24 protein-coding genes, 4 tRNA genes and 2 pseudogenes are annotated in these 25720 nt (G+C 61.2%); 19 read left to right on the forward strand and 11 right to left on the reverse strand.

Annotated features, from left to right (window positions below):
- Positions 1–153 precede the first annotated feature (153 nt).
- The 8 genes and pseudogenes from FBY02_RS20070 to FBY02_RS28460 all read left to right on the forward strand — a co-directional run.
- Entirely contained in the window at positions 154–627 is a 474-nt protein-coding gene (locus FBY02_RS20070; protein ID WP_144929947.1) for a GspH/FimT family pseudopilin, read from the forward strand.
- Positions 624–1082, forward strand: coding sequence for a type IV pilus modification protein PilV (pilV, locus tag FBY02_RS20075; protein WP_144929948.1), 459 nt, complete (start codon positions 624–626; stop codon positions 1080–1082). The genes FBY02_RS20070 and pilV overlap by 4 nt, the downstream gene beginning before the upstream one ends.
- A complete protein-coding gene (locus tag FBY02_RS20080; RefSeq protein ID WP_144929949.1) occupies positions 1079–1792 on the forward strand; it encodes a PilW family protein in 714 nt (237 codons plus the stop codon). Before pilV ends, FBY02_RS20080 begins: the two co-directional genes overlap by 4 nt.
- Before the next feature lie 10 nt (positions 1793–1802).
- Positions 1803–2282, forward strand: coding sequence for a PilX N-terminal domain-containing pilus assembly protein (locus FBY02_RS20085; protein ID WP_256662553.1), 480 nt, complete (start codon positions 1803–1805; stop codon positions 2280–2282).
- Positions 2269–5382 (forward strand): pilus assembly protein, encoded by a 3114-nt coding sequence (locus FBY02_RS20090; RefSeq protein WP_144929950.1) that lies wholly within the window; start codon positions 2269–2271, stop codon positions 5380–5382. Before FBY02_RS20085 ends, FBY02_RS20090 begins: the two co-directional genes overlap by 14 nt.
- Positions 5383–5393: 11 nt before the next feature.
- Entirely contained in the window at positions 5394–5795 is a 402-nt protein-coding gene (locus FBY02_RS20095; protein ID WP_144929951.1) for a type IV pilin protein, read from the forward strand.
- Between the two features lie 56 nt (positions 5796–5851).
- The gene (thiO, locus tag FBY02_RS20100) at positions 5852–6952 is read left to right on the forward strand and encodes a glycine oxidase ThiO (protein WP_144929952.1); all 1101 of its coding nucleotides are present in this window, start codon (positions 5852–5854) and stop codon (positions 6950–6952) included.
- Positions 6953–7439: 487 nt separating this feature from the next.
- Positions 7440–7613, forward strand: a pseudogene (locus FBY02_RS28460) (DUF6124 family protein); the annotation flags it as partial.
- Positions 7614–7812: 199 nt separating this feature from the next.
- On the opposite strand, the gene FBY02_RS20115 reads toward FBY02_RS28460, so the two are convergent.
- From FBY02_RS20115 to FBY02_RS20125, 4 genes are all read right to left on the reverse strand, one after another.
- Complete coding sequence (locus FBY02_RS20115; RefSeq protein WP_144929954.1) at positions 7813–9156, reverse strand: sigma-54 dependent transcriptional regulator; 1344 nt, start codon at positions 9154–9156, stop codon at positions 7813–7815.
- Positions 9153–10742 carry a nitrogen regulation protein NR(II) gene (locus FBY02_RS20120; RefSeq protein ID WP_178115384.1) on the reverse strand — a complete coding sequence of 530 codons (1590 nt, stop codon included), beginning with the start codon at positions 10740–10742 and terminating at the stop codon, positions 9153–9155. The genes FBY02_RS20115 and FBY02_RS20120 overlap by 4 nt, the downstream gene beginning before the upstream one ends.
- A complete protein-coding gene (locus FBY02_RS28465) occupies positions 10732–10965 on the reverse strand; it encodes a PP0621 family protein (protein ID WP_081993193.1) in 234 nt (77 codons plus the stop codon). Before FBY02_RS28465 ends, FBY02_RS20120 begins: the two co-directional genes overlap by 11 nt.
- A 125-nt stretch (positions 10966–11090) precedes the next feature.
- On the reverse strand, positions 11091–12104 hold the full coding sequence (locus tag FBY02_RS20125) for an outer membrane protein assembly factor BamD (protein WP_144929956.1): 1014 nt from the start codon (positions 12102–12104) through the stop codon (positions 11091–11093).
- Between the two features lie 150 nt (positions 12105–12254).
- Here FBY02_RS20125 and rluD point away from each other — a divergent pair, with 150 nt between their 5' ends.
- The 9 genes and pseudogenes from rluD to FBY02_RS28840 all read left to right on the forward strand — a co-directional run bounded on the left by rluD (position 12255) and on the right by FBY02_RS28840 (position 19132).
- Positions 12255–13217: a 23S rRNA pseudouridine(1911/1915/1917) synthase RluD gene (rluD, locus tag FBY02_RS20130; RefSeq protein WP_047698321.1), complete on the forward strand. Its 963-nt coding sequence runs from the start codon at positions 12255–12257 to the stop codon at positions 13215–13217.
- A complete protein-coding gene (gene pgeF, locus FBY02_RS20135; protein WP_144929957.1) occupies positions 13214–13939 on the forward strand; it encodes a peptidoglycan editing factor PgeF in 726 nt (241 codons plus the stop codon). The genes rluD and pgeF overlap by 4 nt, the downstream gene beginning before the upstream one ends.
- Positions 13940–14069: 130 nt before the next feature.
- Positions 14070–16634, forward strand: coding sequence for an ATP-dependent chaperone ClpB (clpB, locus tag FBY02_RS20140; RefSeq protein WP_144929958.1), 2565 nt, complete (start codon positions 14070–14072; stop codon positions 16632–16634).
- 310 nt (positions 16635–16944) lie between these two features.
- A tRNA-Asn gene (locus FBY02_RS20145) sits at positions 16945–17020 on the forward strand.
- A gap of 7 nt (positions 17021–17027) precedes the next feature.
- A tRNA-Pro gene (locus FBY02_RS20150) sits at positions 17028–17104 on the forward strand.
- A gap of 5 nt (positions 17105–17109) precedes the next feature.
- Positions 17110–17185, forward strand: a tRNA-Lys gene (locus FBY02_RS20155).
- A gap of 94 nt (positions 17186–17279) precedes the next feature.
- A tRNA-Pro gene (locus FBY02_RS20160) sits at positions 17280–17356 on the forward strand.
- Positions 17357–17506: 150 nt separating this feature from the next.
- Positions 17507–18277: pseudogene (locus FBY02_RS28835) on the forward strand (MCP four helix bundle domain-containing protein); the annotation flags it as partial.
- Positions 18269–19132 (forward strand): methyl-accepting chemotaxis protein, encoded by an 864-nt coding sequence (locus FBY02_RS28840; RefSeq protein ID WP_371921432.1) that lies wholly within the window; start codon positions 18269–18271, stop codon positions 19130–19132. The pseudogene FBY02_RS28835 and the gene FBY02_RS28840, both read left to right, overlap by 9 nt.
- A 134-nt stretch (positions 19133–19266) precedes the next feature.
- Here the strand turns inward: FBY02_RS28840 and FBY02_RS20170 are convergent, their stop codons facing one another.
- The 3 genes from FBY02_RS20170 to FBY02_RS20180 all read right to left on the reverse strand — a co-directional run bounded on the left by FBY02_RS20170 (position 19267) and on the right by FBY02_RS20180 (position 21548).
- Complete coding sequence (locus FBY02_RS20170; protein ID WP_144929960.1) at positions 19267–20565, reverse strand: NAD(P)/FAD-dependent oxidoreductase; 1299 nt, start codon at positions 20563–20565, stop codon at positions 19267–19269.
- A gap of 81 nt (positions 20566–20646) precedes the next feature.
- Positions 20647–20820 carry a DUF3094 domain-containing protein gene (locus FBY02_RS20175; protein WP_003185543.1) on the reverse strand — a complete coding sequence of 58 codons (174 nt, stop codon included), beginning with the start codon at positions 20818–20820 and terminating at the stop codon, positions 20647–20649.
- A gap of 101 nt (positions 20821–20921) precedes the next feature.
- Complete coding sequence (locus FBY02_RS20180; protein WP_003185538.1) at positions 20922–21548, reverse strand: DUF1780 domain-containing protein; 627 nt, start codon at positions 21546–21548, stop codon at positions 20922–20924.
- A 284-nt stretch (positions 21549–21832) separates the two neighbouring features.
- Here FBY02_RS20180 and FBY02_RS20185 point away from each other — a divergent pair, with 284 nt between their 5' ends.
- Both FBY02_RS20185 and FBY02_RS20190 read left to right on the forward strand, forming a co-directional pair.
- Positions 21833–22519: an energy-coupling factor ABC transporter permease gene (locus FBY02_RS20185; protein ID WP_144929961.1), complete on the forward strand. Its 687-nt coding sequence runs from the start codon at positions 21833–21835 to the stop codon at positions 22517–22519.
- A 63-nt stretch (positions 22520–22582) separates the two neighbouring features.
- Positions 22583–22798: a hypothetical protein gene (locus tag FBY02_RS20190; protein WP_144929962.1), complete on the forward strand. Its 216-nt coding sequence runs from the start codon at positions 22583–22585 to the stop codon at positions 22796–22798.
- Here FBY02_RS20190 and yacG read toward each other — a convergent pair.
- From yacG to FBY02_RS20210, 4 genes are read right to left on the reverse strand one after another with little or no spacing between them, the layout of a single operon-like run.
- Positions 22795–23001 carry a DNA gyrase inhibitor YacG gene (gene yacG, locus FBY02_RS20195; RefSeq protein WP_047698308.1) on the reverse strand — a complete coding sequence of 69 codons (207 nt, stop codon included), beginning with the start codon at positions 22999–23001 and terminating at the stop codon, positions 22795–22797. The two genes, FBY02_RS20190 and yacG, sit on opposite strands and share 4 nt — an antisense overlap.
- Entirely contained in the window at positions 22998–23621 is a 624-nt protein-coding gene (coaE, locus tag FBY02_RS20200; protein ID WP_144929963.1) for a dephospho-CoA kinase, read from the reverse strand. The genes yacG and coaE overlap by 4 nt, the downstream gene beginning before the upstream one ends.
- 10 nt (positions 23622–23631) lie before the next feature.
- The gene (locus tag FBY02_RS20205; RefSeq protein ID WP_144929964.1) at positions 23632–24501 is read right to left on the reverse strand and encodes an A24 family peptidase; all 870 of its coding nucleotides are present in this window, start codon (positions 24499–24501) and stop codon (positions 23632–23634) included.
- Position 24502: 1 nt separating this feature from the next.
- Entirely contained in the window at positions 24503–25720 is a 1218-nt protein-coding gene (locus FBY02_RS20210) for a type II secretion system F family protein (protein ID WP_144929965.1), read from the reverse strand.

The raw sequence follows: 25720 nt of genomic DNA on the forward strand, positions 1-25720 counted from the left end.
GAATACTTGGGGACCTCATTGTGGCAGGGGGCTTGTTGTGGCGAGGGAGCAAGCTCCCTCGCCACAACATTGCCTGAACTGCATCAAGCACCCGCCAATGGTTTGTTCTAGCGTTACAGAAGCAGGTATAGCCGACGGCAACGGAGGGCATCGATGGATCTTCGTACAAAAGGTTTCACGCTGATCGAGGTGCTGGTGGCCCTTGGCGTACTGCTGATCCTCATCACGATGGCGGTGCCGGCGTTCACCGGCTCGATGCAGAGTACCAAGGCGGATACGGAGATCGGCGATCTGCGCCGGGCCTTGAACTTTGCCCGCATGGAAGCGATCGACCGGGGTGTCACCACGCGCATTCGCCCCACCGCCCAGGGCAGCGTCTGGAGCGGCGAATTGACGGTGTATGACAGTACTGGCAATCCGGCCAATGTATTGCGGGTTGTTCCCGCGATGAGCAGTGGTGCGACTCTGACGCTAACCTCAGAGGTGACCAACATTGATTTCAATAACCTGGGTGGGTTATCGGCACCGGCCACCCCGGTGAGCTTCAATTATGTGCGGGGCGCGCAGAGCCGGACGCTGAGCGTTTGCCTCAATGGACGAATCGTATTGGGTGGAAGTTGCGGATGAAGGGTTGCAGTAAAAGGCCACAGGAGGGCATGACACTGATCGAAGTGCTGGTGGCTGTGCTGATTCTCGGCGTGGGTCTGCTGGGGGCGGCGATGATCCAGCTCAATGCCTTGAAGTACACCGACAGCTCGCGCATGACCAGCCAGGCCAGCTTCATCGCCTACGACATGCTGGACCGTATCCGCGCCAACTCCGGCGCCGACTACACCGTGGCGCCACCCAGCTCACCCAACCTCAACGTGACCCGAGACCAGGACCTCTACGATTTCAAGACCAACATCACCAGCTTCGGCGGCGCCACGGCCACCGGGACCATCGCGCTGAACCAGCGTGTCTACACCATCACCATTTCCTGGGACGATGCCCGGGCTGCCAACACCAGCAATGCGACCGATGCTCGGCGTAGTTTCGTGCTGACCAGCCGCGCCGCTGTCGATCCGGTGGGGACGCCATGAACAAGGGCTGCCGGGGCTTTGGCCTGATCGAGTTGATGATCGCGCTGGTCATCAGTCTCATCGTGGTCCTGGGTGTGGTGCAGATCTTCATCGCTGCCAAGAACACCTACATCAGCCAGAGTGCGGCGGCGGTGATGCAGGAGGATGCACGCTTTGCCTTGAGCAAGATGGTCCAGGAGATTCGCATGGTGGGGATGTTCGGTTGCCTGGGCAGCATCACCGACGCGTCCTCGGCGGGGGACTTCAACGCCAGTCAGATCACGCCGATCCGCTGGGACAACGCCAACCAGAAAATGACCCTGGTGACGGCGGATGTGGGCAACAGTGGCGGCGTGCCGACCTGGACCGTCCTGTCCGACTGCCGTACCACGGCCACGGCCTATACCGGTGCGCGGGCTCCCGCAGCCGGGCAGCTGGCGTTTCCGGTACGCCGGTTGATCTATAGCTTCAGCAACAACCAGTTGTCGATGGGCACCGGGGCCGGCAATCCGACCCTGGCGGTGCTGGTGGACAACGTCCGCACGTTCAACGTGACCTTCGGCGTGGCCGGCAGCTCGACGGACATCGCGGCCTCAAGCTACAGCAGCAACCCGCCTGATCCGGCGTTGATCCGCAGCGTGCGCCTGACCCTGACGCTCTTCGATCCGAAGAACAACGTACGCGACCAGACCTTCAACGTGGTTGCCGCCTTGCGCAACCGGCTCTTGTGAGGGGCGACTGATGAGATCGAGAGCCTTCGGGCAGCGTCAGCGCGGCATGGCATTGCTGGTCAGCCTGGTTTTCCTGCTGCTGCTCACGCTGATCGGCCTGTCGTCGATGCAAAGCGCCACCCTCCAGGAAAAAATGACCAGCAGCGTCATGCTGCGCAACCAGTCGTTTCAGATGGCCGAGGCTGCACTGCGGATGGGCGAGAACGCCGTGCAGGTGGAGACGTATGCGCTGGCAGTCTGCACCACTGCTATTCAATGCGCGCCGCCGGCGGAGTCGGCCACGCTGACGGGGGCTGGGCGCAACTCATCGTCAGGGGTCATCTGGGTCGCCGCTGCTGGCGGGTTTTATGGCGTGCAGAACATCGGCACCACGCTTGCGGCGGTCAATGTGCCGAACGGGACATCGGCGACGCTGTACCGGATCACGGCGGTGGCGGTGGTGGGAAACAACCAGCGCAGCGTGGTGGAGAGCATCTATGCGAAATATTGAGGCTCGCCATGGCTGGAAGCAGGCACTGTGGGGAGTGCTGCTCAGCCTTTATCTGACGGCCCCGGTCTATGGCTTCACGCCGTCGGATTCGCCGTTGTTGAGTGCGGCTGCGGTGACGCCGAACGTGATGTTGTTGATCGATGATTCGGGAAGTATGAATAACATCATCTGGGCGGCCGGGTTTGATCCGACGGCGACGCAATTGCGCACGTTTGCATGCAATTCCAGTAGCAATTGTAACGACAGGTATGAACTGGACCTGGACGACTCGAACATTCTGTTATTGAGCCTACTGCGCGGTGGTTGCTCATCTGGCTGGTACGGTTTTTATCGTTCGAGCATTGGCCGGGTCTGTCTTCGTCTTCCAGATCCCGTGGGCGGTGGTAATACCCGTTACACCGCCAGGTACTTGGCCTATCTCGTGACATTGGCCAACGGTTCGAGCCGGGACTTCACCACGGGCACGATTCCCACCGACTACCGGATAAACGTGGCGCGTGACGTTTCCAATGACCTGGTCGCCAATAACCGCGCCTTGCGCATCGGCCTTGCCACGTTCAATCCACCCAACAGCAGCAACTCAGGCCCAGGCGGTTACATCGCCCGGGCCATCAGCGACCTTTCGCCCGTCAGCGGCAGCGTCACCCAGACCCAGGCCAACGCCAACTACAGCGCCTTGATCACCGCCATCAACGCCCTGGGGGCCGTCGCGAATACACCGCTGGCCGAGAGCTATTACGAAGTCACCCGCTACTTCCGGGGCATGGCGCCATACTACAACGGCACGCCCAGTACCTATACCAGCCCGATCCAGTACCGCTGTCAGAAAAACTTTGGCGTGGTGATCACCGACGGCTTCCCCACCTTTGACCGGACGTTCCCCACCAACGATCCGCAGGCCATCGCGCCGGGCGGCCCTCGCTTACCCAACTGGGATGGCATCAGCGCCAACGACGGCGACAACCCCACTGGTGACGGCGAAGGTGACACGCTGTACCTGGACGACATCGCCAAGTTCGCCTTCGACATCGACATGCGCTCCACCGGCACCGATGTCACCGGCAAGAGCTGGGACACCACGGATTTCTCCCGGCAGTACCTCAATACCTACACCGTCGGTTTCACCGCGACCAACCAGATGCTGTCCGATGCGGCCCGCTATGGCGCCGGCAAGTATTACCAGGCGACCGACAGCGAAGGCTTGAGCTCGGCCCTGACATCCGCGCTGAGCGACATCACCTCCAAGGCCGGGTCGGGGGGCGGTGGCACGACCAACGGTGCGACGCTGTCCAGCACGTCCAGCTTCTACCAGACCACCTACGACCCCAAGGACTGGCGCGGCACCATTCGGGCGTTCGGCTTCACCTCGGCAGGCACGGTCAACAGGGCTGCAGTGCAATGGACCACCGACACCGCCATTGTCCCCGGCGCCACGGCGCCGCTTTATCAATCGTGGAACACCGCGACCAATGCACCGGTGACCCTGGCCTACGGCAATTTTTCAACGGCTCAGCAAACCACTCTGAGCCAGAACCTGCCCACAGGGATTACCGGTAACGATCTGGTGGAATGGAGCAAGGGCACCAACAAAACCGGCTTGAAGGTGCGCAGCGTGTTGCTGGGAGACATCATCAACTCGCCGCTGGTGCTGGCGTCGCCCAATGACCAGACTGCCGCGGACCTGCTGAACGACACCAGCTACAGCACGTACCTGGTGACCAAGGCGACGGCCATGAACACCAGCCTCTTGGTGAATGCCAACGATGGCTTCTTCAGCGTCATCAACGCTGCCAACGGCACACGGCGTTACGCCTATATGCCTTCGAGCGTGTTGCCAGGGCTGGATGACATCGCGAGTACCAATTACATCAACGGGGTGAGCCACAAATTCCTGGTGGATGGACAGATCGGTGTATTCGATACGCAATCGGGCAGTGCCTGGAAAACCGTGGCGGTGGGCGGGACCGGGGCCGGGGGCAGGACCTTCTTTGCGGTGCAACTGTTCGATGCGGCGGCCGGCAATACGCTTCGGGCACTATGGGAAATCAGCGCGCCGACCGTTGCCAACACGGCCAATACCTTCAATGACCTGGGCTATGCCTATGCCCGCCCTGAAGTCGCCCGGTTGGCGGACGGCCGTTGGGCGGCGTTCATCTCCAATGGCTACGGCAGCAACAGCGGCGTGGCAGCGTTGTATGTGGTGGATATCCGAGACGGTTCGCTGATTCGCAAGATCGTCATCAACAGCAGCGAGACCGACAATGGCTTGTCGTCGGTCAAGCTGCGGGTCAACTCCCAGAATGTGGTGCAAGCGGCCTACGGTGGCGACTTGAAAGGACGGATGTGGAAGTTCGACCTCAGCGGCACGTCGCCGACCACCTGGGGCCTGGCGTTTGCCGGCCAGCCCTTGTTCACCGCGTCCGGCGGGGCGACCCAGCCCATCACCGTTCAACCGTTGCTGGCGGACACCCCCCAGGGTGGGGTCCAGGTCTTTTTCGGTACCGGTAAATTCAACGAGGCAACGGACAAGCTCAACAAGGACCTGCAGGGGTTCTATTCGATCTGGGATGCCACCGGTGGCGGCGGACAGATCACGGTGTCGAGCCTGCAGGCCCAGTCGATCACCGGCGTATTCTCCGGCAGCTCGGGGCAGTTCGTGACCACCAGCCAGACCGACGTGACTTACCCGGCGAAAAAGGGTTGGTACCTGCCCCTGGTGTACAACAACGCACTGACCGGGGAGCGGGTGATCAACCCGGCCAACCTGGTGCTTGGGCGCGTAGTCTTTACCACGGCCGCCGTGGACACTACCGACCCTTGCGCCAGCTTCGGGACCGGCAAGCTGATCGAAGTGGATGCGTTCAGCGGTAAGATGCTCAACTATGCGGTGCTCGACACCAACGGTGACGGCAAGCTCAACAGCTTCGATACGATCTCCGCCGGGGTGGTGTTCACCGGCGGTATCCCGACTTTGAGTGCCGTCGTCAGTGCCAACGGAGCCACCAACATGGTCGTGAACGATTCCGGTGGCGGTATCACCGACCTGCTGAGCAAATCCGTTGGCGGCAGTCGTCGCGTCATGTGGCGACAAATACAGTGAGAGGCAAGGACATGCGCAGAACCAATCGGGGCTTCACTTTGATCGAAATCATGATCGTGATCGCGATCATCGGTATTGTGATCACCGTCGGCTACCCGAGCCTGACCGAATACATAAAAAAAGGCCGACGTGCTGAAATTGCGGGGCTGCTGTCGGAACAGGCGCAGATCCTCGAACGTTACTATTCGAAGAACAACGTCTATACCAACGCGACCGGGCTGAGCAATGGAAACGACTTCTATACCATCAACCGGACGCTGGCGGACCAGAGCTTTACCCTGACCGCGGTACGCAGAAGTGGCTCATCCATGGCTACGGACAAGTGCGGTGATTTCACCATCAACAACACTGGTGTACGTAGCATGATCAACGCCGCTTCCGGGCTGACCACCAAGGATTGCTGGGGTCGCTGAGGCTTCTTTTCCGGGCGCTGTGTCGCGCCTTTCAGTCTTATGAGTCGAATCAATACATGACCAGGCAACAGCAAGTGGTGATTGTCGGCGGCGGAGTCATTGGCCTGCTGACAGCGTTCAATCTGGCGTCCGAAGGGCAACGTGTGGTGCTGCTGGAGCGATCCAGTGTCGGTCAGGAGTCGTCCTGGGCCGGTGGCGGCATCGTTTCGCCGTTGTACCCGTGGCGCTACAGCCCGGCGGTCACGGCGCTGGCGCATTGGTCGCAGGATTTCTATCCACAGTTGGGCCAACGTTTGTTCGCGGCCACGGGTATCGATCCGCAGGTGTATGTCACTGGGCTGTATTGGCTGGACCTGGACGATCAGGACGAAGCGCTGGCCTGGGCCGCGCGCGAAGGGCGACCGTTGCGGCCGGTGGATATCTCGGCGGTCCACGATGCGGTGCCGGTGTTGGGCGCCGGGTTCTCCCGGGCGATCCACATGGCTGGCGTGGCGAACGTGCGCAATCCCCGGTTGGTAAAGTCCCTCAAGGCTGCGTTGGGGACGCTGCCCGGGGTCACGCTGCATGAACAATGCGAGGTCAGTGGCTTCCTTCTCGACGGCGGGCGTGTCGTGGGAGTGGATAGTTCGGCCGGGGTGATTCATGGCGATCAGGTGGTGCTGGCTGCTGGGGCCTGGAGCGGGGAGTTGCTCAAGACCCTGGGCCTGAAGTTGCCGGTCGAGCCGGTCAAGGGGCAGATGATCCTGTACAAGTGCGCCTCGGATTTCCTGCCGAGCATGGTCCTGGCCAAGGGTCGTTATGCGATTCCGCGGCGTGACGGGCATATCCTGGTGGGCAGTACCCTGGAACGCGAAGGCTTCGACAAGACTCCGACCGATGCGGCGCTGGAGAGCCTGAAGGCTTCCGCGCAGCAACTGATTCCGGCGCTGGCGGAGGCTGAGGTGGTCGGGCACTGGGCCGGACTGCGGCCTGGGTCGCCGGCGGGTATTCCTTACATCGGCGAGGTGCCGGGGTTTGCGGGGCTTTGGTTGAACTGTGGGCATTATCGCAATGGGTTGGTGTTGGCGCCGGCTTCGTGTCAGTTGTTCGTGGATTTGATGTTGGGGCGTGAGCCGGTGATTGATCCTGCGCCGTATGCGCCTGCCGGGCGCTTGTAGGCGCTTTTGGCTGTACTGCGATCCCATTGTGGGAGCGAGCCTGCTCGCGATGGCGGTGTCCGGGATTTTGTTGGCCGGGTGTATATCCATTACTTCGGTAACGGCCACCTATGGTTTCGCCCTGACGGCGACCTACTTTCTTTCAAACGCCCGGAATGCCGGCCCAGAAAGAAAATAGGCAAAGAACGCTCCGCCCCAGCGTCCGGCCCCTCGCCAAGGCTCGGGGTTCCTTCGCTCCGGCATTCATCAGGGGGGCATCGGCTCCGGTCCGCTGCGCTTGACCTCCACTCGATGGGTTCGACTGCGTCGAACGGCGCTGCGCGCCATCCCCCTGATGAACGCCTCCACTCAGCCTGCCGAAGGGGCGGAAGATCAAAAGCCGCGGCGCGGCTTATAGTTCGACACGGCTCTTGAAGGTCTACACCGTTCCACCGCCATCGCGAGCAGGCTCGCTCTCACAGGGTTTTGCGGTGGCTGAGCATTCTCAATCTCCAACCTAAGCGAAACCCTGGCATCCGCCAACGCGACGCTCAGCGACCTGGCTTTCGAGCTTGATGGTTCGCGCCGGCATGTTGCCCTGGGTGTGCAGCAGCTGATCGAACTGAGCGAATTGCTGGCTAATCGAGTGTTGGATGAGTGGGGGCCGGTGGCAGTGGATTAGAGGAGATGTTGCAGCTCAGTGGAGCTGCAAGGCAACACAAGATCTGTGGCGAGGGGATTTATCCCCGCTGGGTTGCGAAGCAGCCCTAAATCCTTACACCTCGGTGTGTCAGGCAGATGGTGTTGACTGTCTTGGGGCCGCTTCGCAGCCCTGCGGGGATAAATCCCCTCGCCACAGGGGCGGCATGGCTCTTGGTTGATCAATCCAACCCCAATTTCTTCAACCGATAGCGCATCGACCGAAACGACAGTTTCAATCGCTGTGCCGCCGCCGTGCGGTTCCAGCGGGTTTCCTCCAGGGCCTGGAGGATGACTTTGCGTTCGACGTCTTCCAGATAGTCTTCCAGGTTGTCGACCCGCATCAAATCGGGGTTGGTGGTGTCGGTGATTCCATTGCCTTCGGCCAGGCGCAGGTCGTCGGCTTCGATCTGTTGGTGTTCGCAGAGGGTGTAGGCCCGTTCGAGCATGTTTTCCAGCTCGCGCACGTTGCCGGGGAAACGGTAGTTTCGAAGGGCCTCGAGGGCTTGGGGGTGGAGCCTGGCGGCAGGGTTGCCGGTGGTGGCCGCCAGGCGCTGGAGCATGTGGTTGGCCAGCGGTTCGATGTCTTCGCGGCGTTCGCGCAGGGGCGGTACGCGCAGTTCGATGACGTTCAGTCGATAGTACAGGTCCTGGCGAAAGCGTCCGGCGGCGACTTCGGCGTCCAGGTCCTTATGGGTGGCGCAGAGGATGCGGACATCCACCACTTCCTCCTGCTGGCCGCCAACGGCACGCACGGCTTTTTCCTGGATCGCCCGCAGCAGTTTGACCTGCATTGCCAGGGGCAGGTCGGCCACTTCATCGAGGAACAGAGTGCCACCATTGGCGGCCTGGAACAGGCCGGGCTTGTCCTCGATGGCGCCGCTGAAGCTGCCTTTTCGATGGCCGAAAAACTCGCTTTCCATCAGTTCTGTCGGAATCGCCCCGCAGTTGACCGGCACAAAACTCCGGCTGGAGCGGGGCCCTTGTTCGTGGATCAGCCGTGCCACCAGCTCCTTGCCACAGCCGGACTCCCCGCTGATGTACACCGGTGCCTGGCTGCGGGCCAGTTTTTCGATCTGTTTGCGCACGCTGCGCATCGGCGGGGAGTCGCCCAACAGGCAGCGGTCGATGGTGGCCGGGACGGTGGCAGTCTGCAAGCGCAGGGCGCTGGTCACCAGTTCCCGCAGTCGCCCCAGGTCGACCGGCTTGGTCAGGAAGTCAAAAGCCCCGGCCTTGAGGGCGTCGATGGCGGTTTCCAGGCTGCCATAGGCCGTGATCATCGCTACGGGCAGTTGCGGGAAGCGTTGCTGGATGTGTTGCACCAGTTCCAGGCCGGTACCGTCGGGCAGGCGCATGTCGGTCAGGCACAGGTCGAAGGCTTCGTCCGCCAGTAGGGACTGGGCCTCGGCAAGATTCCTGGCGCTGCGGGTGTCGAGTTTCATCCTGCCCAGGGTGATGTCCAGGAGTTCGCGAATGTCTGGTTCGTCATCGACGATCAGGATCCGTTGCCGTGAGCGTGTATTCAAATCTGTTTCCGTCCGTGAGCAAAGGTGATGCGAAAGCAGCCGCCGCCTTGGCGTGGTTTGAAGTCTAGGCGGGCCTGGTTGCTTTCGCACAGCTCACGGGACAGATAGAGCCCAAGGCCGGTGCCCTGGTTGCTGGTGGTGAAGAATGGTTCGAACAGGTGCGCCTGCTGATCCGGTGTCACGCCGGCGCCGTTGTCGATGATGTCCAGCGTGGGCAAGCGGCTGTAAGGATCGACGAACAGTTCCAGCCAGGCCTCGGCCTGTTCATGGGCCTGGGCACTGTGGCGCCAGGCATTGCGCAGCAGGTTGTCGAGCACCTGGGTCAATTGATCGGGGTCCATGAGCGTGGCGTAGTCGCCCGGGGCTATGTTCACATGCAATTGCTGGTGCGCGGCCATGCTTTCGCGGGCCTGTCGGGCGAACTGCTCGAGCCAGGCCCGCAGATCCAGGCGTTGAGGCGAGGTTTGCTGGCGCCGGGACAGTTGCAGGACGTTTTCAATAACGCGATTCATTCGTTGGGAGTGGTCTTGAATAATCTGCGTCAGACGCCGGTCGGCGTTGTTCAGTTCCTCGGACTCGCGCAGTAATTGCGCCGCATGGCTGATTGCCCCCAGGGGGTTGCGGATTTCATGGGCGATGCCGGCAGTGAGGCGTCCCAGCGAGGCGAGTTTCAGTTGTTGGGCATGTTGGGCCACCTGGGCCAGGTCTTCGAGGAACACCAGGGTCTGATGCTGTTCGTTGTGCCCAAGGGCGATGAAGCTCGGTTGCAGGGTCAGACCCGTACCGGCAATGGTCAGGCCAGGTGGACGCAGGCTGGGGTTGTTCAGCCATACTTTCAGGCTGTCGACGAGGGCGGTGGAGTAGTCTTCGATTGGCTGGCCGACCAGGTCGTGCATGCCCAACAGGTTCAAGGCGCTTTCATTGGCCAGTTGCACCCGGCGTTGACGATCGAGCACCAGGATGCCGGTGCGCATGCGTTGCAGGATCAGAGCATTGAGGGTTTCCAGGCTGGTCACCTCGCTGGCCCGCCGTTCGGCCAGGGTTTCGCTGGCTTCCAGTCGTCGGGTCAGCCCCTGCACCAGCAGCGCGGCGGCAAAGCACAGGGCGCCCAGGGTACCGGCCTGCAAATAGCTGCCGGGAAGGTTCGAGTCGTTCAGGCCAAGGAAGAAACTCGAGCCGACGATGCCGATCGTGGCGACGGCGGCGATCAACAGGCCGATCCGGCCGCGCAACAGCGTATTGCCGATGGCCACCGAGACGATGAGCAGGTTGCCGATGGCACTGGGGGCTCCCCCAGCGACGAAGAACAGCCACGACAGCAGCAGCACATCGGTGAGCGCCAGGCCGAACAGCCGGGCCGGGCGGCGGGTGTTTTCCAGGAACACCACCAGCAGGATGTTCAATACCAGGTACAACCAGCTGCCACTGCGCAGCAGGTCGTTGTTGGCGAAGGCCAGCAGGCGATTGTCCATGTTGCTGGAAATCAGCAGCACCAGGGTGATGCCGATGCTCAAGCGGTACAGGTGATAGAGACGCAGCAGGCGCTGCGTCTGTCTGACGCGGGGGCTTGAAGTCTCAGTGGTCACGAGGGCCCGGGCCTTGCTCGAGATGAGCCTGGCTGCAGTACCACTGTTGTTGGAGGGGAAGTGCCCGGTCACGCGGCAGGTGCACGCCACAATGGGCGCAACGCACCATGGGCGGCGCATCCTGTTCCCGGGAGGACTTTGCCGCGGACGCCTTGGGCTTCACGTTGCGAAAGATCCATATGGCGGAGGCAACTACAGCGAACAAGATTATTAGACGAAGCATGATGGGCGGCTTTCTGGCGAGAGATGAGCCAGTTTAGCCAAGGACTGGAGCGGCGCACAGTTCAATAGGATCCAGGCATGAAAAAGGGAGACCGTCGGGTCTCCCTTTCTTTTGAGGCCCTGTACTCAGTCGAACAGGCCGAAGGTCATGTAGCTGAACCAGGATCGGTCGCTGGAGCTCTCGGACTCCGGCTCTTCGATCACATCGCCATTCTCATCCTTGGGCTTGAGCTCGTTCGGAATGGCTTCCTTGGTATCCTGGAACTGACGCTGTACGTCCTGGTTGGCGCGCGTTTCACCCGGCGGCAGCGGTGGACGGGACTCGATCAGGCCCAGGGTCGCCTTGCTCAGCCATGAACGGTTGTCGGCTTCTGCCACGCGTGGGGTGAACTGGCCGTCGACCAGGGTAGGGTGGTCCGGGTAGTTCAGTTTCAGGGTTTCCAGGCTGCTGGCCGCCAGTTCGTCCAGGTGCAGGCGTTGGTACGCCTCGGTCATCACCGCCAGGCCGTCACCCACCGAAGGGGTTTCCTGGAAGTTTTCCACCACGTAGCGGCCACGGTTGGCGGCGGCGACGTAGGCCTGGCGGGTCAGGTAATAGTCGGCCACGTGGATTTCGTAGGAGGCCAGCAGGTTGCGCAGGTAGATCATGCGCTGCTTGGCGTCCGGCGAGTAGCGGCTGTTGGGGAAGCGGCTGGTCAGCTGGGCGAACTCGTTGTAGGAGTCGCGCGCGGCGCCCGGGTCACGCTTGGTCATGTCCAGCGGCAGGAAGCGCGCCAGCAGGCCAACGTCCTGGTCGAAGGAGGTCAGGCCCTTGAGGTAGTAGGCGTAATCGACGTTCGGATGCTGTGGATGCAGGCGAATGAAGCGTTCGGCAGCGGATTTCGCCGCTTCCGGCTCGGCGTTCTTGTAGTTGGCGTAGATCAGCTCCAGCTGGGCCTGATCGGCGTAGCGACCGAACGGGTACCGCGACTCCAGGGCCTTGAGTTTGGCAGTGGCGCTGGTGTAGCTGTTGTTGTCCAAGTCCTTCTGCGCCTGTTGGTACAGTTCGACTTCGCTCAGGTTTTCGTCTACGACTTCCTTCGACGAGCAAGCAGCAGTCAATGCGAGGATGGCGATCAGCAGCAGGTGTTTCACTTGCATGGCGGCTTGCGTCCCTATGACGGCCGCTGTCTTGGGCGGGGCCGTCCTGTTATGATGAGCGCCCCGTTGAAAGCCTCGGGGCAAAAGACGCCGTATTTAACCACAAGCGCGCAGCCGAAACCAAAGGCTGTGCCGACGCCCAGTCCGAGCATGTCCGATAAAATAGAACTTCGCGCAGAGGTGCCGTCCGATTTGGGCGGCCAACGCCTCGATCAAGTCGCCGCCCAACTCTTCACCGAGCATTCGCGCTCGCGCCTTTCCGCCTGGATCAAGGACGGCCGCCTGACGGTGGATGGGGCGGTCATCCGTCCGCGCGACATCGTCCATGGCGGTGCCATCCTCGAGCTGACCGCCGAACAGGAGGCCCAGGGCGAATGGGTTGCCCAGGACATTGCCCTGGACATCGTCTATGAAGATGACGACATTCTGGTGATCAACAAGCCGGCGGGCCTGGTGGTGCATCCAGCCGCCGGCCACGCCGACGGCACCCTGCTCAATGCCCTGCTGCACCACGTGCCGGATATCGTCAATGTGCCCCGGGCCGGTATCGTGCACCGTCTCGACAAGGACACCACCGGTCTGATGGTGGTGGCCAAGACCATCCAGGCGCAGACCCAGTTGGTCGCACAACTGCAAAGCCGCAGTGTCAGCCGCATCTATGAATGCATCGTGATCGGCGTAGTGACCGCTGGCGGCAAGATCAACGCGCCCATCGGTCGTCACGGTCAGCAACGCCAGCGCATGGCGGTGATGGAAGGCGGTAAGCCTGCGGTCAGTCACTACCGCGTGCTTGAACGCTTCCGCTCCCATACCCATGTGCGGGTCAAGTTGGAAACCGGTCGTACCCACCAGATCCGCGTGCACATGGCCCACATCAACTTCCCGTTGGTGGGCGATCCGGCCTACGGCGGTCGCTTCCGCATTCCGCCGGCCGCCAGCGTGACCATGGTCGAATCCCTGAAACACTTCCCGCGTCAGGCGCTGCATGCGCGTTTCCTGGAACTGGATCATCCGACCACCGGTAAGCGCATGAGCTGGGAGTCGCCGTTGCCGGATGACTTCGTCTGGCTGCTGACATTGCTCAAGCAGGACCGCGAGGCGTTCGTCGGATGAGTGACTGGCTGATACCCGACTGGCCCGCGCCGGCCCGGGTCAAGGCCTGCGTCACCACCCGTGCGGGCGGCGTCAGCGTGGAGCCGTTCGACAGCCTCAACCTCGGCGACCATGTCGATGACGACCCAGGGGCCGTCACCGAAAATCGGCGTCGTCTCACCGATCGATTCGCCATCCGTCCGGCCTGGCTGCGGCAGGTCCATGGGATTGCCGTGGTCGAGGCCGACCCGACCCAGGTAGCGACCGCCGATGCCAGCTGGACCGCCACGCCGGGTATCGCCTGCACGGCGATGACGGCAGACTGCCTGCCCGTGCTGTTCTGTAATCGCGCCGGTACTCGTGTCGCGGCCGCCCATGCCGGCTGGCGCGGGCTGGCGAACGGCGTGCTGGAAGCCACCCTCGACAGCCTCGCAACGCCCGCGGATGAGATTCTCGCCTGGCTCGGCCCGGCCATCGGCCCACAGGCCTTCGAAGTCGGGCCGGAAGTGCGTGAAGCATTCATCGCGCACCTGCCCCAGGCGGTACAAGCCTTTGTGCCGAGCCACAACGCCGGCAAGTTCCTGGCCGACATCTATGCGCTGGCGCGCCTGCGGCTGGCCGCGCGGGGTGTCTCGGCGGTCTATGGCGGCGGGCTGTGCACCGTGACCGATCCTCGCTTCTTTTCCTACCGTCGCAGCCCGCGCACCGGTCGCTTCGCCTCCCTGGTCTGGATCGAACGCTAGACTTGTCTGATCTGCATCAATAGCGCACTGCTTGAATCTTCCAGAATCGTCCACATCTATAACGGTATCTGGCAGGTTTCTTCATTCAGGATGTTTTTCGGTCCGGCCTGCTCAAAAGGAAGGTGACCTTATGCGTATTGACCGTTTAACCAGCAAATTGCAATTGGCGCTGTCCGACGCCCAGTCCCTGGCCGTCGGCCTGGATCATCCGGGTATCGAACCGGCGCATCTGATGCAGGCCATGCTCGAACAGCAGGGCGGCTCCATCAAGCCTCTGCTGATGCAGGTGGGCTTCGACGTCAACAGCTTGCGAAAAGAGCTGACGAAAGAACTCGACCAGTTGCCCAAGATCCAGAACCCGACTGGCGACGTGAACATGTCCCAGGATCTGGCGCGGCTGCTTAACCAGGCCGACCGCCTGGCCCAGCAGAAGGGCGACCAGTTCATTTCCAGCGAACTGGTGCTGCTCGCCGCCATGGACGAGAACAGCAAACTGGGCAAGCTGCTGCTCGGCCAGGGCGTGAGCAAAAAAGCCCTGGAGAATGCCATCAATAACCTGCGTGGTGGCGAGGCCGTCAACGATGCCAACCACGAAGAATCCCGTCAGGCGCTGGACAAATACACCGTTGACCTGACCAAGCGTGCCGAGGAAGGCAAGCTCGACCCGGTGATTGGCCGCGACGACGAGATCCGTCGCACGATCCAGGTGCTGCAACGTCGCACCAAGAACAACCCGGTTTTGATCGGTGAGCCTGGCGTGGGCAAGACCGCCATCGCCGAGGGCCTAGCCCAACGGATCATCAACGGTGAAGTGCCGGACGGCCTCAAGGGCAAGCGCTTGTTGTCTCTGGACATGGGGGCGCTGATCGCCGGTGCCAAGTATCGAGGCGAATTCGAAGAGCGGCTCAAGGCTCTGCTCAATGAGCTGTCGAAGCAGGAAGGGCAGATCATTCTGTTCATCGACGAATTGCACACCATGGTCGGTGCCGGCAAGGGCGAAGGCTCGATGGACGCCGGCAACATGCTCAAGCCCGCGCTGGCCCGTGGCGAGTTGCATTGCGTCGGCGCGACTACGCTCAACGAGTACCGCCAGTACATAGAAAAGGACGCGGCCCTCGAGCGGCGCTTCCAGAAAGTGCTGGTCGACGAGCCGAGCGAGGAGGACACCATCGCCATCCTGCGTGGCCTCAAGGAACGCTATGAAGTCCACCACAAAGTGGCGATCACTGACGGCGCGATCATCGCGGCAGCCAAGCTCAGCCACCGCTATATCACCGATCGTCAGTTGCCGGACAAGGCCATCGACCTGATCGACGAGGCGGCCAGCCGCATCCGCATGGAAATCGACTCCAAGCCGGAAGTGCTGGATCGCCTGGAGCGGCGCCTGATCCAGCTCAAGGTCGAATCCCAGGCCCTGAAGAAGGAAAGCGACGAAGCGGCGAAGAAGCGCTTGGAGAAATTGCAGGAAGAAATCGTTCGTCACGAGCGCGAGTATTCCGATCTCGAGGAAATCTGGAATTCGGAAAAGGCCGAAGTCCAGGGTTCGGCGCAGATCCAGCAAAAGATCGAACAGTCTCGCCAGGAACTGGAAGCGGCCCGGCGCAAGGGCGACCTCAACCGCATGGCCGAGCTGCAGTATGGGGTGATCCCGGACCTGGAGCGCAGCCTGCAGATGGTCGACCAGCACGGCAAGAGTGAAAACCAGTTGCTGCGCAGCAAGGTCACTGAGGAAGAAATCGCTGAAGTGGTCTCCAAGTGGACCGGTATTCCGGTGTCGAAGATGCTCGAAGGCGAACGCGACAAGTTGCTGAAGATGGAAAGCCTGCTGCATCAGCGTGTGATCGGCCAGGAAGAAGCGGTCGTGGCGGTCGCCAATGCGGTGCGTCGGTCCCGTGCCGGGTTGTCGGACCCGAACCGGCCGAGTGGTTCGTTCATGTTCCTCGGCCCGACCGGTGTCGGTAAAACCGAGCTGTGCAAGGCGCTGGCCGAGTTCCTCTTCGACACCGAGGAGGCGATGGTGCGCATCGACATGTCCGAGTTCATGGAGAAGCACTCCGTGGCTCGGCTGATCGGCGCACCGCCAGGTTATGTCGGCTATGAAGAGGGCGGTTACCTGACCGAAGCCGTGCGCCGCAAGCCATACTCGGTGATCCTGCTCGATGAGGTCGAGAAGGCCCATCCGGATGTGTTCAACATCCTGCTGCAGGTGCTGGAAGATGGACGTCTGACCGACAGCCATGGGCGCACGGTGGATTTCCGCAACACCGTGATCGTGATGACCTCTAACCTGGGGTCGGCGCAGATCCAGGAACTGGTGGGGGATCGCGAGGCGCAACGGGCTGCGGTGATGGACGCGATCTCTACCCATTTCCGGCCCGAGTTCATCAACCGGGTCGACGAAGTGGTGATCTTCGAGCCCCTGGCCCGCGATCAGATTGCCGGCATCACCGAGATCCAGCTGGGGCGCCTGCGCAGCCGCCTTACCGAGCGCGAGTTGAAGTTGCAACTGAGCGACGAGGCCCTGGATAAGTTGATTGCCGTGGGTTACGACCCGGTCTATGGGGCGCGGCCGTTGAAACGGGCGATCCAGCGCTGGATCGAAAACCCGTTGGCGCAGTTGATCCTGTCTGGTCGCTTCATGCCGGGTGAAACCGTAACCGGAACGGTGGAGAACGACGAAATCGTTTTCAACTGACAGGCTGCATCGTCGTTGACCGAATGGCCTCGCATTGCGAGGCCATTTTTTTCATCAGGCCGTTGAACTCAAAGGAAAAGGCTTGTAAAGTGCGCCCCGCAGTCAGTCACCCCCAAGGGTCACTTCTCCCTGAGAAGGAATCCAAAATAAGTTGCAAATCATTGTCTTGAAAGCAATTTAAGGGGTTGACAGAGGTTTTTAAGATTGTAGAATAGCGCGCCTCAGACACACGAACGCAGCGATGCTGACGGGTAGAAGAGGTTGAAGCTGGCTTCAATCAAGCTTCAAGGTTGCAACTTGAAATATCAGTTCCGTGATAGCTCAGTCGGTAGAGCAAATGACTGTTAATCATTGGGTCCCAGGTTCGAGTCCTGGTCACGGAGCCATTTCAATCGGGGTATAGCGCAGTCCGGTAGCGCGCCTGCTTTGGGAGCAGGATGTCAGGAGTTCGAATCCCCTTACCCCGACCATATTTGGGTCGTTAGCTCAGTTGGTAGAGCAGTTGGCTTTTAACCAATTGGTCGTAGGTTCGAATCCCACACGACCCACCATTTTTGAGACCAGTTCGCTGGAATCGAATCTTAAGATCAGAGGCCAAAAGCGCTGATCGAGGAAGGCGACTTGAAAAGGTCGCCTTTTTATTACCGGGGTATAGCGCAGTCCGGTAGCGCGCCTGCTTTGGGAGCAGGATGTCAGGAGTTCGAATCCCCTTACCCCGACCATATTAAGAGTCCTCGTATCGAAAGATACGGGGATTTTTTTTGCCTGCGCGAAAAGCGGATGTAAGTCTTAAGTTGTCGTACAACCTGCCGATAACCCACCGACAGGGGCGTGGCCCCATCTCAGGCCAATAACAAGAAAGGGCGCCCGTTATGTTTCTTCGTCAACTGAATATCGCCCCTCGCGCGGCGCTGGGTTTTGCCCTGATCGCCGTGCTGGTGGCACTGCTCGGGATGTTTGCGCTGGGGCAGATGTCGAGCATTCGCGACAGTGAGGTCGCGGTGGAAACCCAGTGGCTACCGAGCATTCGTGGCGGTGACGAGATTCGTGAATGGATGCTGCGCATTCGCACCATTTCCCTGCGCATGGCCTTGGACCAGGATCCTAAGAACACCTCGGTCTACCGTGGGCAAATGGACGTCCGTGACAAGGAACTGAGCGAAAAAATCGCCAGTTACGAAAAACTTGTCGTGACCCCTGAAGGCAAAGCGCTTTACGATCAGTTCAAGCAGACTTTTGCTGCCTACCGCGCGGGTATCGCGCAATCCTTCATCCTCGCGGAACAGGGGCGCCGCGACGAGTTGATCAAACTGCTGCTGGTGGATATGAAAACCGTCGTGGACGGCTCCGGCAAGCAGCTCAACGATCTGGCAGAACTGTTTTCCAAACAGGTGTCCATCGAGAGCCAGAAGTCCCAGGAACACTACGCCAAATCCCGCATGATCGTCAGTCTTTTCATCGTGCTGGCCGCCCTGGCTACGGTGGCCCTGGCGATGTTGCTGACACGCAGTATCGTCAAGCCCCTGGGTGAGGCGCTGGGCGCCGCAGAAAGCGTGGCTGACGGTGACCTGACCCGGCCAATCGAAACCCATGGTAACGACGAAGTGAGCCGTTTGCTCAAGGCCCTGGCGACCATGCAGAAAAACCTGCGCGATACATTGCAGAGCATCAGCGGTTCGGCGGCGCAGCTGGCAACGGCAGCCGATGAGCTGAACGCCGTCACCCTCGACAGCACCCAGAGCCTGCAGCAGCAGAACAACGAAATTGAACAGGCCGCCACGGCCGTTACCGAAATGACCACTGCCGTGGAGGAAGTGGCGCGTAACGCGGTCTCCACCTCCGACGCCACGCGTCAGTCCAGCGAGTCGGCATCCCTTGGGCAACAACGGGTCAGCGACACAGTTGAGGCGATTGGCGCCCTCGCCAGCGACGTGCAGGTGACGGGTGGGCTGGTGCAGTCCCTGGCCAACCAGTCGCAGGATATTGGTAAGGTCCTGGACGTGATCCGGGCCATTGCCGAGCAAACCAATTTGCTGGCTCTCAACGCGGCCATTGAAGCGGCCCGGGCCGGCGAAAGCGGTCGAGGGTTTGCAGTGGTGGCTGATGAGGTGCGAGCGCTGGCTTATCGCACGCAGCAATCGACCCAGGAAATCGAACAGATGGTCCAGGGCATGCGCAACGGTGCCACCCAGGCCCTGGATTCCATGCAGGCCAGCTCGACGCGCGCCGCAAGCACCCTGGCGATGGCCGAGCGGGCGGGGGAGGCGTTGCAGACCATCACCGCGTCGGTCAGTGAAATCCACGAGCGCAACCTGGTGATCGCCAGCGCGGCCGAAGAGCAGGCCCAGGTGGCCCGCGAGGTTGATCGCAACCTGGTGAGCATCCGTGATCTGTCGGTGCGCTCGGCCACTGGCGCAGACCAGACCAGTGCGTCCAGCCATGAACTGTCGCAACTGGCAAACTCGTTGCGTACGATGGTGCAGCGGTTTCAGGTTTGAGTGCGGGGTTGTAGACCCGCGCTGATGGCACTGCCGTCTTCGCGAGCAGGTTCGCTCCCCCTGTGGACTGAGTATCCACAGGGGAATGCGATCGCTGTGGGAGCGAGCCTGCTCGCGATAGCGGTGTGTCAGGTTCAGTGCAACTTGAGCCGCGGCTCGGTCCCGCGCCCGATCTTGCTGCCCAGCATCAACATGGCCGTACGGAACATCCCATACAGCGCCATCTGGTGCATGCGGTACAGCGATACGTAGAACATTCGCGCCAGCCAGCCTTCGAGCATCACGCTGCCGGTGAGATTGCCCATCAGGTTGCCCACCGCAGAAAACTTCGACAGCGAGATCAGCGAGCCATAGTCGGTGTACTTGTAATGCGGCAACGCCTTGCCTTCGATCCGCAGCTTCAAGGACTTGGCCAGCAGCGATGCCTGCTGGTGCGCCGCCTGGGCGCGGGGCGGTACGTTGCGGTCGCTGTCTGGTTGCGGGCAGGCGGCGCAGTCGCCGAAGGCGAAGATGTTTTCGTCGCGGGTGGTCTGCAGGGTTGGCAATACGTGCAGCTGGTTGATCCGGTTGGTTTCAAGCCCGTCGATATCCTTGAGGAAGTCCGGAGCGCGAATCCCGGCGGCCCAGACTTTCAGGCTGGCATCGATCACCTTGCCATCGACGGTGATCAGACTGTCGGCCGTCACCTGGCCGACCGCGGCGTTGGTCATGACATTGACCCCGAGTTTTTCCAGGGTCTTGTGCACAGGCCCGCCGATACGCTCCGGCAAGGCCGGTAGCACCCGTGGCCCGGCTTCGATCAGGGTGATGTGCATGTTTTCCGGCTTGATCCGGTCCAGCCCATAGGCCGCCAGCTCATGGGCGGCGTTATGCAGCTCGGCCGCCAGTTCGACGCCGGTGGCACCGGCACCGACGATGGCAACGCTGATCCGCTCCACGGCATCGTCCTGGCCGGCGTGGGCGCGCAGGTAATGATTGAGCAGTTGCTGGTGGAAGCGCTCGGCCTGTTTGCGGGTATCGAGGAACAGGCAATGCTGCGCCGCGCCCTCGGTGCCGAAGTCGTTGGTGGTGCTGCCGACGGCAATGACCAGGGTGTCGTAGCCCAGCACGCGGGCCGGCAACAGTTCCACGCCGGCTTCGTCGTAGGTGGCAGCCAGCTGGATACTTTTGCGTTCGCGGTCCAGGCCGCTCATGCGCCCGAGCTGGAACTCGAAGTGGTTCCATTTCGCCTGGGCGACGTAGTTGAGTTCGTCTTCGGAGGAGTTCAGGGAGCCGGCCGCCACTTCGTGCAGCAGGGGTTTCCAGATATGGGTCAGGTTCGCGTCGACCAGCATCACACTGGCCGTGCCACGCTTGCCCAGAGTCTTACCCAGACGGGTAGCCAACTCCAGGCCGCCGGCGCCGCCGCCAACGATGACAATACGATGAGTCATGGGGATATCTCGCAAGGCTAAAGGAAATCGGTGCCGTTACCCTCGCGAGCGCCAGTGTCGTATCCCTCGATAGCAGGCAGCTCATAGCGTCAGGTAACTGATCAGTCGGCTCAACAGGCCCAGGCCGATCGTCACGGCCAGCACCACCACCAGGAGCATCCACGGCCGGAAAGGCCGGCGCTCGACTCGGTGCTGGGACAATTGCAGGTACTCTTCGACATGCTTCTGGTCGTCAGGGTTCAGGCGGCTGGTCATAAAGGCCTCGTCAGGTAGACGTTGCGAAGTGTGTGTACGTTACAGGGGATTGCCTGCGGCTGCGAACAGCATAGCCGCCAGGTGTCGGACGCGGTGACGATTCACAGGCTGATCCCCACATCGAACACGATGCTGCGCCCCAGGTTGCCCCGCAGGAAGTCCGGGGCATCGGGATGGGCGAACAGCACCCGGGCGAAGGTCGGCCCCACCAGCGACAGCGAGCGCCAGCCCTGGCGCAAGTATTCGGTAGGCGGCGGGAAGTGGCTGTTGAGGTCCAGCACTTCGCGCTTCAGGCTGGCGAAGGCAATGATATCCAGCTCTCCCAGGTCCATGCCGCGTTCGGTGTAGTTGTGGGCTTTCTTGCGCAGGGTCGGCGCCAGCCTCAGCAGGAATTCATTGGCCGGAATCCGCCTGGGCTTGGCTTCACGGCGCACCAGTTGGCTCAGGGAGAATGCACTGCGGCGGCGTTGCAGTTCGTCACGCCATTCATCATTGAGCCGCCGGCCCTCGTCGAGGACGAAGAACACCTCGAAGTTGGCATCACGGAACAACACGTCCGGTGGCTCCCCGGCGGGGGCGAATTCGTCGGCGCGGTAGGGCACGTTCAGCCCTTGCAGCAGTCGCTGGCAGACCCAACGCTCACGCTCCCATTTGCGGGCATTGGAGAGAAACGCGTTGGCTTGCTCGGCCGCGATGGTCAGCAGGCGTAAGTAATCGGAATCATCCATGAGCTCAAGCTTAGCGTTCAATTGCGACAAGCTGGAAGCGTTGCGTTGATTAATGGAGCTTGGTTGGGGTGTAGACTCTGTCACCCAATCAAAGAAAAAAAGCTTTGCACAAACCCTTGTGGCGAGGGGGTTTATCCCCGTTGGCGTGCGCAGCACGCCCATAGTGGCCGCGCCTGGCCTGTCTGATATATCGCGGTCGCTGATTCTTGGGGCTGCACTGCAGCCCAACGAGGATAAATCCCTTCGCCACAGAGTCTGGGCGGCTGTTGGTAAGGTGTAATCCCATGATCGGAGCCGAACTGCTCTCACCACAGACCCTCGTGGTCGGCTGGCTGATTTATGTGCCGGTGCTGGCCTGGGCGGCGTGGCGGGCGCCGTGGGTGGAGCTGTTTACCGACAGCCGTCGCCAGCACCTGCTGTTCGGCACGGTGCTGGCGCTGTTCATGCTGTGGCTGGTGCGCCGGGATTTCGACACCGGTGTGTCCTATCACTTCATCGGCATGACCGCTGTGACACTGCTGCTGGACTGGCCGCTGGCGATGCTTGGCGGCCTCATCGCCCAGCTTGCACTGGTGCTGCTGGGGCGCCAGGACATGGTGGCGCTGGGCGTCAATGGGGTGCTATTGGTCCTGCTGCCGGTGCTGGTTACCGAATGCTGTGCGATCCTCGTGGAGCGTGCCCAGCCGCGTAATCTGTTCGTGTATATATTCTGCTCGGGGTTCCTCGCCGCGGCGCTGTCGGCATTGCTGTGCCTGCTGCTGGGGCTGGGGCTGTTGTGGTACGACGGGGTGTTCGCCATGCCTTACTGGCTGAGCGATTTCATCGGCTACCTCTGGTTGATCATTTTTCCCGAAGCGTTCATCAACGGCATGGTGATCAGTGCACTGGTGGTGTTCAGCCCTGAATGGCTGGAGACTTTCAACCGCACGCGCTATCTGTCGGCACCCTGGAAGGATGACGATAAATCTTGATGCATATCAAGGTCTTGCAGGCTGGTTCCGCTCATGCTCTGGAAAACTTCCAGGAGCACAGCGATGAGTGTTTATGAATGGGCCAGACAAGAGATCAGGCGTAGCCACGATGCCGCCATGGAAATCGGTTTTGATCCAGGCCTGAGTCTGCGAGCCTTGCTCAGTGCGATCGTGCAGCAGAGCAAGACAGTGCGCAGCGCCGAGGACCTGGCCGATGAGTTGAACTTCCTGGCGGAAAATCTCGACGATAAACAGGACTACGGTTTCATGCGGCCTTAGTGGTGTGAGCGGGGGTTGAAGTCTTCGCTGAACAGCTCGTCCTCGGCATCGGGGCTGACGGGGATCTTGTGTTCTTCCGACGCCCAGGCACCGAGGTCGATGAGTTTGCAGCGATCGGAACAGAATGGCCGGAACTTGCTCTCCGGAGTCCATTCGACAGGGGCGCCGCAGGTCGGGCAATCAACGGTTGGGATCTGGCTCATGTTTGGCCTCCACGTAATGTAAGGTAAAAATGATGCAAGCGTTCGACCTCGCTGTGCAGCCAGGCGAGGTCGCGGTCGTTGACCACCACGTCGTCGGCATGGGCCAGGCGATCCTGACGGCTGGATTGTGCCTGGAGGATCGCCTGAACCTGTTGCTCGCTGATCCGGTCGCGTTGCAAGGTCCGTTCAATCTGAAGTTGTTCAGGCGCGTCGATCACCAGGATGCGTTGGGTCATCGCGTACTGCCCTGACTCGATCAACAGAGGTGACACCAGGATTGCGTATGTTGACCGGGCCTGGGCCAGGTGATGGGCAATTTCGTCGGCGATCAACGGATGCAGCAGCGCCTCGAGCCAGCGGCGCTCATCGGCGTTCTCGAAAATCAGCTTGCGCAGGGCTGCGCGGTCCAGTGTGCCGTCGGCCTGAAGCACGCCCGGGCCGAAGTGTTCGGCAATTTTCGCCAGCGCCGGACGTCCCGGTTCGACCACCCAGCGCGCCGCATGATCGGCGTCGATCACATGCACGCCCAGGTCGATGAAATGCTGGGCCGCGGCGCTTTTGCCGCTGCCGATGCCGCCGGTCAGGCCGAGAATCCAGGGTTTTTCCACGGGATTGTTCATAAGGAAATCGTTAGAAACCGACAGAGTGCCAATAGAAGTCGGTTATTTGACCACCCCAGAGCAAGGCAATCCAGCCAGCAATGGCCAAATAGGGCCCGAAGGGGATCTGTGTCGAAGCCGGGGCATTGCGCATGCGCAGCACGATGACCCCGACCACGGCGCCCACCAGCGACGACAGCAGCAAGGTCAGCGGCAGGATCTGCCAGCCACCCCAGGCCCCGAGCATCGCCAGCAGCTTGAAGTCGCCATAGCCCATGCCTTCCTTGCCGGTGATCAACTTGAAGATCCAGAACACCGACCACAATGCCAGGTAGCCGGCCACCGCGCCCCACATCGCCTGGTTCAGCGAGACGAACAGCCCGAAGCTGTTGACGATCAGCCCCAGCCACAATAACGGCAGCACCAGTGTATCGGGCAGCAATTGATGCTCGGCATCGATCAGGCTCATGCCCAGCAGGCCCCAGCTCAAGACCATCACCAGCGCGGCTTGCCAACCGAAGCCGAAATGCCAGGCGACGAACGCCGACAGTGCACCGCAGGCCAGCTCGGTAAGAGGGTAGCGGCGCCCAATGGGGGTGGTGCAACTGGAACAGCGGCCATGCAATGCGAGGTAGCTGAACAACGGGATATTTTCCCAGGCCCGGATACGGTGGCCGCAGTGGGGGCATTGGGAGTGGGGCAGCATCAGATTGTAGACCGGGCCGGGTGTTTCGGCAGGCAGGCCCAGCAGATCGTGGGCCTGCAGCCGCCATTCCCGGGTGAGCATCTTGGGCAGGCGCCACACCAGGACATTGAGGAAGCTGCCGACGATCAGCCCGAGCAAAAGCGCTGTCAGCACGAAGGCCATGGGATAAAGCACGAAAAATTCGCTCAGGGGCATGTCAGATCGCAGAGCCGAGTTGAAAGATGGGCAGGTACATGGCAACCACCAGACCGCCGACGACCACCCCCAGGACCACCATGATGAACGGTTCCATCAGGCTGGTGAGGTTGTCCACCAGGTTGTCGACCTCGGCCTCATAGAAACTTGCCACCTTGTCGAGCATGTCGTCCAGCGCCCCGGATTCCTCGCCGATGGCGGTCATCTGAATCGCCAGGTTCGGGAATATGCCTGAGGCGCGCATGGAAAAATTCAACTGCATGCCGGTCGAGACATCCTGCCGGATGCGCTGGACCGCACGTTTGAACACCACGTTGCCGGTGGCGCCGGAGACCGAGTCCAACGCCTCTACCAGTGGCACGCCGGCGGCGAAGGTGGTGGACAGTGTCCGGGCGTAGCGGGCTACTGCGGATTTGTACATCAGGGCGCCCACCAGCGGCAGCTTGAGCAGCCATTTATCGCGCCAGTCACGAAAGCCCTGGGAGCGCCTGAGCGCATACCTCACGCCAAAAAACGCGCCCACCGCCCCGCCCAGCAGCAGCCACCATGAGTCTTGCATGAACTCCGACAGGCCGATGACCATCACGGTGAACGCAGGCAGTTTCGCGCCGAACCCGGCGAACACCGATTCGAATTGCGGCACCACCTTGACCAGCAGAATGCCGGTGACCACTGCCGCGACGACCACAACAGCTGCCGGATAGGTCATGGCTTTCTTGATCTTGGCCTTGAGGGCCTCGCTCTTTTCCTTGTAGGTCGCGACCCGGTCCAGCAGGGTGTCCAGGGCGCCGGCCTGTTCACCGGCGTCCACCAGGTTGCAATACAACTCATCGAAGTATTGCGGGCACTTGCGCAACGACGCGGCGAAACTGTTGCCGGCGGCGACCTCCTGTTTCACCTCGTCCACCAGCTTGCGCATGTTGGCATTGTCGAAACCTTCGCCAATGATGTCGAAGGCTTGCAGCAGCGGGACACCGGCCTTGAGCATCGTCGCCATCTGGCGGGTGAAGAGGGCGATATCCAGTGGCTTGATGCGTTTGCCCTTGCTGAATATCGAAGTGGATTTCTTGCGTACCTTTTCCGGGTTGATGCCTTGTTTGCGCAATTGCGCCTTGACCAGGGCCGGGCTCTGGCCGGTCAGCTCTCCGGACATCCTGGTGCCTTTGCGGTCTTTGCCTTCCCAGGTGTAGGTATCGGTTTTTACTGCCTTGACCGCCAT

It is taken from the genome of Pseudomonas sp. SJZ078 (assembly GCF_007828255.1).
Classification (GTDB): domain Bacteria; phylum Pseudomonadota; class Gammaproteobacteria; order Pseudomonadales; family Pseudomonadaceae; genus Aquipseudomonas.